General features: G+C 64.8%; 10 protein-coding genes and 1 pseudogene. 7 read left to right on the top strand and 4 right to left on the bottom strand.

The window, feature by feature from the left end; translation table 11 throughout:
- Positions 1–479: 479 nt before the first annotated feature.
- A complete protein-coding gene (locus VV867_RS23805; protein ID WP_328567715.1) occupies positions 480–1613 on the bottom strand; it encodes an aminotransferase class V-fold PLP-dependent enzyme in 1134 nt (377 codons plus the stop codon).
- An 84-nt stretch (positions 1614–1697) separates the two neighbouring features.
- Here VV867_RS23805 and VV867_RS23800 point away from each other — a divergent pair, with 84 nt between their 5' ends.
- Complete coding sequence (locus tag VV867_RS23800; protein ID WP_009621451.1) at positions 1698–2336, top strand: TetR/AcrR family transcriptional regulator; 639 nt, start codon at positions 1698–1700, stop codon at positions 2334–2336.
- An 83-nt stretch (positions 2337–2419) separates the two neighbouring features.
- Positions 2420–3388 (top strand): GTP 3',8-cyclase MoaA, encoded by a 969-nt coding sequence (locus VV867_RS23795; protein WP_328567714.1) that lies wholly within the window; start codon positions 2420–2422, stop codon positions 3386–3388.
- 50 nt (positions 3389–3438) lie between these two features.
- On the opposite strand, the gene VV867_RS23790 is transcribed toward VV867_RS23795, so the two are convergent.
- Entirely contained in the window at positions 3439–4107 is a 669-nt protein-coding gene (locus VV867_RS23790; RefSeq protein ID WP_328567713.1) for a hypothetical protein, read from the bottom strand.
- Between the two features lie 422 nt (positions 4108–4529).
- Between VV867_RS23790 and VV867_RS23785 the strand changes: the two are divergent.
- Positions 4530–4748: pseudogene (locus tag VV867_RS23785) on the top strand (sodium-independent anion transporter); the annotation flags it as partial.
- Between the two features lie 23 nt (positions 4749–4771).
- Here VV867_RS23785 and VV867_RS23780 read toward each other — a convergent pair.
- Entirely contained in the window at positions 4772–5542 is a 771-nt protein-coding gene (locus tag VV867_RS23780) for a hypothetical protein (RefSeq protein ID WP_177412084.1), read from the bottom strand.
- A gap of 202 nt (positions 5543–5744) precedes the next feature.
- On the opposite strand from VV867_RS23780, the gene VV867_RS23775 reads away from it, so the two are divergent.
- Positions 5745–6356, top strand: coding sequence for a DUF4823 domain-containing protein (locus VV867_RS23775; RefSeq protein ID WP_109935555.1), 612 nt, complete (start codon positions 5745–5747; stop codon positions 6354–6356).
- Positions 6353–6913: a DUF1285 domain-containing protein gene (locus tag VV867_RS23770; protein ID WP_109935556.1), complete on the top strand. Its 561-nt coding sequence runs from the start codon at positions 6353–6355 to the stop codon at positions 6911–6913. The genes VV867_RS23775 and VV867_RS23770 overlap by 4 nt, the downstream gene beginning before the upstream one ends.
- Before the next feature lie 414 nt (positions 6914–7327).
- On the opposite strand, the gene VV867_RS23765 is transcribed toward VV867_RS23770, so the two are convergent.
- A complete protein-coding gene (locus VV867_RS23765; protein WP_328567712.1) occupies positions 7328–8983 on the bottom strand; it encodes an electron transfer flavoprotein-ubiquinone oxidoreductase in 1656 nt (551 codons plus the stop codon).
- 345 nt (positions 8984–9328) lie between these two features.
- Here VV867_RS23765 and VV867_RS23760 point away from each other — a divergent pair, with 345 nt between their 5' ends.
- Positions 9329–10078 (top strand): electron transfer flavoprotein subunit beta/FixA family protein, encoded by a 750-nt coding sequence (locus VV867_RS23760; protein WP_328567711.1) that lies wholly within the window; start codon positions 9329–9331, stop codon positions 10076–10078.
- Entirely contained in the window at positions 10078–11007 is a 930-nt protein-coding gene (locus tag VV867_RS23755) for an electron transfer flavoprotein subunit alpha/FixB family protein (protein ID WP_328567710.1), read from the top strand. The genes VV867_RS23760 and VV867_RS23755 overlap by 1 nt, the downstream gene beginning before the upstream one ends.
- Positions 11008–11180: the final 173 nt, after the last annotated feature.

Raw genomic sequence — 11180 nt, 5'->3', positions numbered from 1 at the left:
GCGGGGCAAGCCTTTTTGGTTCCTTTTGTGGCGTTTGACAAAAGGGACTCGCCCGAGGGGGCGAAACAAGAGACATCAACGCACTCGGAGCGGCGCGCTACACCCAAGCCCGACGTCTTTTCAATGACGAGGGATGGAGATCGGAGCACAGGCCCAAGGTTCGCGAGCAAGCTCGCTCCTACAGGGCCTTCAGGCCGGCACTCTTTCACGCGCATAAAAAAAAACCCGGGTTCTGGGGGATGAATCCGGGTCAAGACCATTAGGAGTGTAACAATAAGGTACGCGATCCTCGGTACCTTCACTGGCGGGGCACTTGGGGGGAGATGCCGCACACCAGTAACTTCAAGTATTGGCCAAGTTCGCGGAGCTTCCACATCCGCCCGGCGGTTTTTTAAACGGATTTGGAATACTGCGCCGCCCATGGCCCGCCATTTGCCGCTTGCCCGCGGGGCCAGGCCCCCTGGCTCGCGGGTTGCGGCTTATTCCCGGGCCAGGGCGGCGATAATGGCCAGTGTGTCCTCTATCACGTTTTCCGGCGTGTAGAAGTGCGGAGAGAAGCGCACCCCGGCGCCGCGCTGGATGCACACCACCTGCTCGGCCTTGAGCCGCTCGTGCAGGCGGGCGTTGTCCCAGCCGTCCAGGCTGAAGGTCAGGATGCCGGCGCGGCGTTTGGGTTGCAGCGGGCTGTGCAGGCGCGCCCCGGGGATGCGTTGCAGGCCATCCTGCAAGGCCTGTACCCGTTCGGCCAGGGCTGTGCCGACCGCCGGCATGCCGACTTCTTCCAGCAGCCCCAGGCTGGCGTCCAGCGCCACGGCGCCGAGCATGTTCGGGCTGCCGCATTCGAAGCGCCGTGCACTGCGCGCCGGCTGCCAGTCGGCCTGGTTGTAGTTGCCGGCGTTCTCCAGCATGTGCCAGCCGTATTCCTGCAGGGACAGCAGGTCGCGCTCGGCGGCGCGGCAGTAGAACACGCCCAGGCCCTCGGGGCCGAGCATCCACTTGTGGCCGTCGGCCATGGCGAAGGCGCAGTCGTAGGCCTGGGCGTCGAAGGGCAGGGCACCGAGCTGCTGGATGGCGTCGATGCAGAACAGCACCCCGCGCTGGCGGCAGCCGGCGCCCAGGCGTTCCAGGTCCATGCGCAGGCCGCTGGCGTACTGCACGGCGCTGATCGACAACAGGCGGGTGCGCGGCCCGCAGGCGGCCAGCAGGTCCGCTTCCGGGTCGGCACCGGCCAGGCCCACCTGGATGACTTCCACCCCGCGGGGCTTCAGGGCTTCCCAGACGACACGGTTGGAGGGGAATTCCTGGTCGCTGATCACCACCTGGTCGCCGGCGCGCCAGTCGAGTCCGAAAGCCACGAAGGAAAGGGCTTCGGACGTATTCTTTACCAGGGCGACGTCGCCCGTGGTGGCGGCGCCGACCAGGTGCGCAAGGCGCTGGCGCAGGCGGTTCTCCACCTGCAGCCACTGCGGATAGTCGCGCGCGCCCAGGCGGATGTTCTCGCTGGCGAAGGCGGCGACGGCGTCGGCGCTACGCCTGGGCCAGGGCGCCACGGCCGCATGGTTCAGGTAACGGAGGCCGGGTTCCTGGGGAAACTCGAAAGAAAGCGGATTCATGGCGGATGTTCCGTGCATTTTGGCGCTGAATAGGCATAATACGCGGCTCCGGATTTTGACTATTTTTGACCGAACAGTCTTTTTATGCAGAAAGAGCCACGCAAGGTTCGCGAATTCCGTCGTCGCGAACAGGAGATCCTCGACACCGCCCTCAAGCTGTTCCTGGAGCAGGGCGAGGACAGTGTCACGGTCGAGATGATCGCCGATGCCGTGGGTATCGGCAAAGGCACCATCTACAAGCACTTCAAGTCGAAGGCGGAAATCTACCTGCGCCTGATGCTCGACTATGAGCGCGACCTGGCGGCGCTGTTCCATTCCGAGGACGTCGCCCGCGACAAGGAACGCCTGTCGCGCGCCTACTTCGAGTTCCGCATGCGCGACCCGCAGCGCTACCGCCTGTTCGACCGCCTGGAAGAGAAGGTGGTGAAGAACAGCCAGGTGCCGGAGATGGTCGAGGAACTGCACAAGATCCGCGAATCCAACTTCGAGCGCCTCAGCCAACTGATCAAGGAGCGCATCGCCGCCGGCAAGCTGGAAGACGTGCCCGCGTATTTCCACTACTGCGCGGCCTGGGCCCTGGTGCACGGCGCCGTGGCGCTGTACCACTCGCCATTCTGGCGCGAGGTGCTGGAGGACCAGGAGGGCTTCTTCCAGTTCCTCATGGACATCGGCGTGCGCATGGGCAACAAGCGCAAGCGCGACGGCGACACCCCCGCCGCCTGAGCCAATGCCGGCGGCGCTTTCGGGCAGCCGCCGCGGCCATGGCGGGGATATACTGACAGGACACTCTCCGCCGGAGCCGATCGATGATCGTCGACCGCCAGGGCAGGCGCTTCCGCAACCTGCGCGTCAGCCTTACCGCCGCCTGCAACTACGCCTGCACCTACTGCGTGCCGGACGGCAAGCGGCTGGTCGCCGCGCAGGACGAGCTTTCCGCGCAGAGCCTGGTGCGCGGGGTGGCCTACCTGATCGAGGCCGCCGGCATCGAACGGCTGCGCGTCACCGGCGGCGAGCCGCTGGTCAGCCCCAAGCTGGATGCCTTCCTCCATGGCGTCAGCGGCCTCGGGCTCAAGGACATCAGCCTGACCAGCAACGGCCAGCTGCTGTCGCGCAAGCTGCCGCTGCTGCTCGATTGCGGCATCCGCCGGCTGAACATCTCCCTGGATACCCTGGACGCCGCGGCTTTCCGCGGCATCGCCCGTGGCGGCGACCTGGCCACGGTGCTCAAGGGGCTGGACGAGGCCAGCGCCGCGGGCATGAAGGTCAAGGTCAACATGGTGCCGCTGCGCGGGCGCAACCTCGACCAGGTGGTGCCGCTGCTGGACTACTGCCTGGAGCGCGGCTTCGAGCTGCGCTTCATCGAGCTGATGCGCATGGGTCACCTGGCCCGTGACGGCAACGCCTTCGCCAGCCAGTTCGTCGGCCTGCGCGAGCTGCTCGAACTGATCGGCCGCGACCATCCCTACGTCCAGGCCGACGCGCCGGTGGACGCCACCGCCCTGCGCTACGAAGTGCCGGGACGCGGCTTCTTCGGCGTGATCGCCAACGAGAGCGTACCCTTCTGCCGCACCTGCTCGCGGCTGCGCCTGTCCTCCACCGGCTGGCTGCACGGCTGCCTGTCCTCCAGCAACCGCCACTACGTCGGCGACTTGCTCGACAAGCCGCGCCACCAGGCCCTGCCGGCCCTGCAGCGGCTGCTGGTGAAGGCCCTGGCGGACAAGCAGGAAGTGGCCTTCTCCGGCGGCGTCACGGTGATGAAGATCATCGGCGGCTGAAGCCCGGCATCCGCATTGACTCGGGCATCGATCCGCGGGTGAGCGCCCGATCATCCACCCAGGGCGATGATCGCGAGGGTCAGGACTGTCCCGACTACCGCCATGGCGCCACCGCCAACCCAGGGGTTGCCGCCGGAATACCGGGCGAGCATCCAGCCGGCGGCGAACAGCATCGCCAGTGCCACCATGTTCGAGGCGCGGATGGCTACGGCCGTCCGGTCGATCAGAAGGAATGGAACCACAAGGGGGAAGGTCGCCAGGACGACCAGCAGGAACGTACCCAGCGCTCCCTTGAAGTCTTCCAGGTCCAGGCGCGAGCGGACAGGGCGGCTGACATCGCGCAGAAGGCGCGCGCGCAACATCTCCAGCACTTCCGCATCGGCAGCCGCGGCGATGCGCGGTGGCAATAGGTCGGCAATCAGGCTCCGGCCCTTCTCCGCTTCGCTGGCGCCTTGCAGGCGAGCCAGTAACGTGCGGCTTCGCGTTCGTTCGGTCCAGGTGCGCAGCAGGTAGATGACGGCGTCGGCCAGTCCCCAGGCAAGGTTGCAGCCCAGGGCGGCGATCAACATGGTTCGTGCCTCTTCGCGCCCTGAGGAGGCCACGCTCAACGAGCCGATGAACGTCATTGCCATCAGCAGCCCGAAAATCACCTCGGTCACCCGGTCGACGGGTTCAAGGACTCTCTGCCGCCTGTCCATGTCGCTGGTTGAATCGACCATGAAAGCTCCTCGCCGAAATGGCATCGCTCAAATGGATGGCCGGCCAGCAAGGAATGGTCGCAACCCAACAGCATGACCCCTCGAGTGGCCCACGCCATCGAACAGATTGCTCGTATCCCGGCGGAGAGTCGGTTCGATTCGGCTCATGCCCCGCAGCCGGGCACGAATGGTCAAGCGTCACGCAGCGTTCGGTAATGCTCGGTAGCCCGATGCGGCAGTGAGGGGTGTTTACCCGCTTCGAGTCTAGCCCTGCCAAGCGAAACGGCAATTGCCCGTGTCATGGGGCGTGACTGCAGTATCAGGGCGGAAGAGTGGCGGTGCTTCCGACCAGCTATAGTGCTTCTCATGACCTGAACGATGGGCGGACTCCGCCTCGACTCCAGCCAATAGAGGCAAGGCACCCCATGGGTCCGTCGCCGCCCGAACCCGTCACCAGCGTGGACGTTACGTCGGCCGACATGCTGGTCGAGCTGGAGCGGATTCTCCATGCCGCCGGCATCGAGCTGCACCTGGCCGAGGTGAAGGACAAGCTCCAGCGTCTGGAAGTGCTGAGCAGGATTGGCGGCGACATCTTCCATCCCACGGTCGGAGCGGCAGTGGACGCCTATCTTGTCGACCATCGGGTGGAGTGGGCGCCGTAGCGTTCATCCGCGTTCGACGAAACCTAGAACTTCCAGATAGGGCCGTAGGCGCCGAAACATGCATTTGAGAGCGCCTGGCGCCGGACGTCATGCATTTTCACGCCGCCCCATTCATTGATTTCCAGGGTCAATCGAGGCTCGAACTGCTTTCCGCTCTTCAGGTGGATGCTGTCGTAAACCATGATGTTGTTTCCCGAGTCGACGATGCGCGTCTCCATCCAGGCATCCGCTTCGTTCGCTTCATCCAGCCGGGCAAGAAGCACATTGTAAAGTGGCAGGTACCGCCCATCCCTGGACCGGCAATCGATGTTGATCTTCCTGACTATCTCCTCCGCCATCGCTGAGCTGTAGTGCAGCCTCGCGCCGAAATCCCTCTGCAGGCGTTCGACATAACCCGGGTTTTCCACATGGCTTTCGGCTGCTGCGGGGGCTGAGGTCGTCCTGTTGCCGGAAGTGGCTTCCGGCATTCCCGGGAGCTGTTCCCGGCAGGCCGCCCTGCTTTTGTAGAAACGATGGGAGACCTTCTCGCCCGTAGGCTTGTAGATCGCCGAGGCGACCAGGACTTCTCCGTTGTCGGACAGGACCGCAGTCTCCGCTGCATAGTCCCCGGCATTGCCCCAGACGCCGTTCGGCAGGCCCGATGCCCACTCGAAGCAGGACGGCGGAGAGGCGCTCCGGCGAAGCTCGTAAACACGGCCTTGCAAGAAGTTTTCAGGAGACTGGGCCGCGACTGCAATGCTCAGGAGCGATATCGCTGACAAGCAGGATGCGATGATCAACCGACTCGGATTCACACACTGTCTCCTTGTAGAACCATCCGGCCCTGGGCGGGGTAGGCAGCCAGTAGGAAGCTGTCGGAAACAAGAATAGGACGATCAAGGACTGCTGGCCGGGGACAATTGCTACGCCAGGCAGGGCGGTGCGGCCCATGATGGCGCGGAAGCTGCATCCGTCCGGCCAACGCCGGTTTTTCGACGCCGGCCGTGGAGAGATCGAATGCGCTACCTGTTGTTGACCCTGGCCCTGGCTGCGCTGGCCGGCTGCATGAAGCCCAGCGACATGGCCGAACGCACCGGCTACTACATGGGCGACGCCGGCTTCCTCGACCACAGCCAGACCCGCCGCACGGGGAATTGGCGGGTGCAGGCGGACTCCTTCATCTACATCGCCCAGGGGCACTTCGTGCCGCCGGGGCATCCCTACGCGCGGCCCAACGTGGTGGCGGAGGAGGCCTTCAAGGGCTTCGTCGAATACTTCCCGCAGGTGCGCCGGGCCAAGGCTCCGGAGGGCCTGGACGAGGCCATGCAGGAGGCGCGGGCGGCCGGCGCCGACTACCTGCTGTACACGCGCTTCGCCCGTGGCGAGGACAATGTGGGAAACTGGGAAGAGTACGAAGACACCGACAACGACGTCGGACGCGACCGCAGCGTGATCCAGGTGATGCTGATCGACACCGGCAACCGCTTCTTGCTGGACAGCGCCACCATCCGCAGCCGCGGCGGTTTCCTGACGTTCTACGACGCCCGGCCCGAGGACCTGATCGGGCCGCCGCTGGAAGAGTACGCCCGCAGCCTGCTGGGGGTGAGGGCGACCGAGGAGTTCCAATGACCGATACAGGCAAGGCCGGCGACCTGCTGGCGCAGATTCCCGCCAGCAAGGGCCTGCCGCCCGTGCACCTGTGGAACCCGCCGTTCTGCGGCGACATCGACATGCGCATCGCCCGCGACGGCACCTGGTACTACCTGGGCACGCCCATCGGGCGCAAGCCGATGGTCAAGCTGTTCTCCAGCATCATCCGCCGCGATGGCGACGACTACTTCCTGGTCACCCCGGTGGAGAAGTGCGGCATCCGCGTCGACGACGCGCCCTTCGTCGCCGTGACCCTGGGCGTGGAAGGGCAGGGCGAGGCCCAGCAACTGCGCTTCACCAGCAACGTCGAGGACGAGTTCGTCGCCGGCGCCGACCACCCGATCCGCGTCGACATCGACCCGCAGACCCAGGAGCCGGCGCCCTACGTGCTGGTGCGCAGCAACCTGGAGGCGCTGATCCACCGCAACGTGTTCTACCAACTGGTCGAACTGGCCGTGCCGCGCCTGATCGATGGCCAGCAGTGGCTGGGCGTATGGAGCGGCGGCGAGTTCTTCCCCATCGGCCCGCAGCCGTGACCGGCAGGTCCCGAGGTGGCCGGTAGTTCGCCAAAGGTGCCGCTACAGCGGTTGGGGCCCCCAAGGGAGGCACGGCTTCTCGTAGGAGCGAGCTTGCTCGCGAACAGACTCCGCTGCGGGGCTCATTCGCGAGCAAGCTCGCTCCTACGAAGAGTGAATCCAATCGTGGACGGAGTCCGCTCCTACGCTGCCCCACCCATGCCATTCCCCTCTAGGAGCGCGCCCTGCGCGCGATTCGCGGGCAGGGCCCGCTCCTACAATTCCTGTGAGGCACGGTCGTAGGAGCAGACTCCGTCCGCGATCAGCCGTCGTTGAAAACGGCGGATGACGCCGCAAGGCGCCACAGGCACAAAAAACGCCGTTCCCCTGCGAGGGAAACGGCGTTCTTTCTCCCCCGAAGGGGCCCTGCCGGCCTTACATGTTGGGGTAGTTCGGCCCGCCGGTGCCTTCCGGGGCGACCCAGGTGATGTTCTGCGCCGGGTCCTTGATGTCGCAGGTCTTGCAGTGCACACAGTTCTGCGCGTTGATCTGGAAGCGCTTGCTGCCGTCGTCGTTGCTCACCACCTCGTACACGCCGGCCGGGCAGTAGCGCTGCGCCGGTTCGTCGTAGAGCGGCAGGTTCTTGGCGATGGGCACGCTCGGGTCGGCCAGCTTGAGGTGGATCGGCTGGTCTTCCTCGTGGTTGGTGTTGGAGAGGAACACCGAGGAGAGCTTGTCGAAGCTCAGCTTGCCGTCGGGTTTCGGGTAGTCGATCTTCGGCGCTTCGCTGGCCTTCTTCAGGCTGGCGTAGTCCGGGGTGGTGTCGCGCAGGGTGACCGGGATCTTGCCGCCGAAGAAGTTCTGGTCGATGAAGTTGAACGCACCGCCACCGATGGCACCGAACTTGTGGATGGCCGCGCCGAAGTTGCGGCTGCGGAACAGTTCGTCGTACAGCCAACTGGCCTTGAACGCGTCCACGTAGCTGGTCAGCTCGTCGCCGCCCTCGCGGCCGGCGGCCAGGGCCTCGGCGATGGCCTCGGCGGCCAGCATGCCGGACTTCATGGCGGTGTGGCTGCCCTTGATCTTGGCGAAGTTCAGGGTGCCCAGGTCGCAGCCGATCAGCGCGCCGCCGGGGAAGACCATCTTCGGCAGCGAGTTGTAGCCGCCCTTGCAGATGGCGCGGGCGCCGTAGGCCACGCGCTTGCCGCCTTCCAGGTACTGCTTGATCACCGGGTGGTGCTTGTAGCGCTGGAATTCGTCGAAGGGCGACAGGTGCGGGTTGCTGTAGGACAGGTCGATGATCAGGCCCACGACCACCTGGTTGTTCTCCAGGTGATAGAGGAAGGAGCCGCCCGGGTTGTCGTCGTTCAGCGGCCAGCCAGCGGTGTGCACCACCAGGCCCTGCTCGTGCTTGGCCGGGTCGATGTCCCAGATTTCCTTGATGCCGATGCCGTAGTGCTGGGCGTCGGCGTCGCTGTCGAGCTTGTACTTCCTGATCAGTTGCTTGCCGATGTGGCCACGGCAGCCTTCGGCGAACAGGGTGTACTTGGCGCGCAGCTCCATACCGGGGGTGTAGTACCCTTCTTTCGGATTGCCTTCGCGGTCGACGCCCAGGTCACCGGTGACGATGCCGCGGACCACGCCGTTCTCGTCGATCAGGGCTTCCTGGGCGGCGAAGCCCGGGTAGATCTCCACGCCCAGGCCTTCGGCCTGCTGGGCCAGCCAGCGGCACAGGTTGCCCAGGGAGATGATGTAGTTGCCCTCGTTGTGCATGGTCTTGGGCACGAAGAAGTTCGGCACCCTGGTGGCGGCCTGGTCGTTCTTCAGGACATAGATGTCGTCGCGCTTGACCGGGGTGTTCAGCGGGGCTTCGAGTTCCTTCCAGTTGGGGAACAGCTCGTTCAGCGCGCGCGGCTCGAACACGGCCCCGGAAAGAATGTGGGCGCCTACTTCGGAACCCTTCTCGACCACACAGACGCTGATCTCCTGACCCGCGTCGGCGGCCTTCTGCTTCAGTCGGCATGCGGCGGACAGACCGGCAGGGCCGGCGCCGACGATGACGACGTCGAATTCCATGTATTCGCGTTCCACTTCTCGATCTCTCCTAACTCAAGGCTCTACAGGCTATTTGTTGGTATGGGGCCGGGGGCGCTACCCCGGACAGAGCGGGGCGCAATTATAGCGACAGGGCCCAGCATAGTTATACCCCCCGTTTTGGGCAATACAAACGTTTGTTTGAAATGCGCGGAAGCCTGATAGAATCGGCTTCCGCGCCTTATGAACGGGCATTCACGCGTATTGACCCGACAGGGCGATGCGGTCAAGATAGCCACGGTTTTGCGGTCGCGGTCTTGCTGCGTGTAGTCGCAGATAGCGTGCACTACCGGCCAGGCCTGTCTGGCGACTTCCTATTCACCGGAGAAAAACGAGGAATCCATGAAGGTTCTTGTAGCTGTCAAACGAGTGGTTGACTATAACGTCAAGGTCCGCGTCAAGGCGGACAACTCCGGCGTCGATCTCGCCAACGTGAAAATGTCCATGAACCCCTTCTGCGAAATCGCCGTGGAAGAGGCCGTGCGTCTGAAGGAAAAGGGCGTCGCCACTGAAATCGTCGCCGTCTCCGTCGGCCCGACCGCGGCCCAGGAACAACTGCGTACCGCCCTGGCCCTGGGCGCCGACCGTGCCATCCTGGTCGAGACCAACGAAGAACTGAATTCCTTGGCCATCGCCAAGGCCCTGAAGGCCGTGGTCGACAAAGAGCAGCCGCAGCTGGTCATCCTCGGCAAGCAGGCCATCGACAGCGACAACAACCAGACCGGCCAGATGCTGGCCACGCTGACCGGCTACGCCCAGGGCACCTTCGCCTCCAAGGTCGAAGTGGCTGGCGATCAGGTCAAGGTCACCCGTGAGATTGACGGCGGCCTGCAAACCGTCGCGCTGAGTCTGCCAGCGATCGTCACCACCGACCTGCGCCTGAACGAGCCGCGCTACGCGTCGCTGCCGAACATCATGAAAGCGAAGAAGAAGCCGCTGGACGTGGTGACACCGGACGCCCTCGGCGTTTCCACCGCTTCCACCGTCAAGACCCTGAAAGTGGAAGCCCCGGCTGCCCGCAGCGCCGGCATCAAGGTCAAGTCCGTGGCTGAACTGGTCGAGAAACTGAAGAACGAGGCGAAAGTAATCTGATGGCTATCCTGGTAATCGCTGAGCACAACAACGGCGTCCTGGGCGCTGCCACCCTGAACACCGTCGCTGCCGCACAGAAGATCGGTGGCGATGTCGTCGTGCTGGTCGCCGGCCAGAACGTCGGTGCCGTGGCCGAAGCCGCCGCCAAGATCGCAGGCGTTGCCAAGGTGCTGGTCGCCGACAACGCCGCCTACGCCCACCAACTGCCGGAGAACGTCGCTCCGCTGGTGGCCGAACTGGGCAAGGGCTACAGCCACATCCTGGCCGCCGCCACCACCAACGGCAAGAACTACCTGCCGCGCGTCGCCGCGCTGCTGGACGTCGACCAGATCTCCGAGATCATCGACGTGGTCAGCGCCGACACCTTCAAGCGCCCGATCTATGCCGGCAACGCCATCGCCACCGTGCAGTCCTCGGCGCCGATCAAGGTCATCACCGTGCGCACCACCGGCTTCGACGCCGTCGCCGCCGAAGGCGGTTCGGCTGCCGTCGAGCAGGTTTCCGGCCCGGCCGATGCCGGCAAGTCCGCCTTCGTCGGCGAAGAGCTGGCCAAGTCCGACCGTCCGGAACTGACCGCCGCCAAGATCGTGGTCTCCGGTGGCCGCGGCATGGGCAACGGCGACAACTTCAAGATCCTCTACGCCCTGGCCGACAAGTTGGGCGCCGCCGTCGGTGCTTCCCGCGCCGCGGTCGACGCCGGCTTCGTGCCGAACGACATGCAGGTCGGCCAGACCGGCAAGATCGTCGCGCCGCAGCTGTACATCGCCGTGGGCATCTCCGGTGCCATCCAGCACCTGGCGGGCATGAAGGACTCGAAAGTCATCGTGGCCATCAACAAGGACGAAGAGGCGCCGATCTTCCAGGTCGCCGACTACGGCCTGGTTGGCGATCTGTTCGAGCTCGTGCCGGAGCTGGAAAAGGCCGTCTGAGCCTGACCCGCTGACGAAGGAACCCGCTCCCAGGAGCGGGTTCTTTCATTTCGGGCCCCTGGTTTCCCGTGTTCGCCGCAGGGGACGACCCATTGGTCACGAATCTTCTCCCGGTTGCGCCCAAGAGAAGGTGTCTCATCTACAATGCGCGACGTCTTCAGTACCTGAACCTG

The sequence above is a fragment of the Pseudomonas sp. JH-2 genome (assembly GCF_036231725.1).
Lineage (GTDB): Bacteria > Pseudomonadota > Gammaproteobacteria > Pseudomonadales > Pseudomonadaceae > Pseudomonas > Pseudomonas delhiensis.
This window is presented reverse-complemented; position numbering and strand designations above follow the sequence as displayed.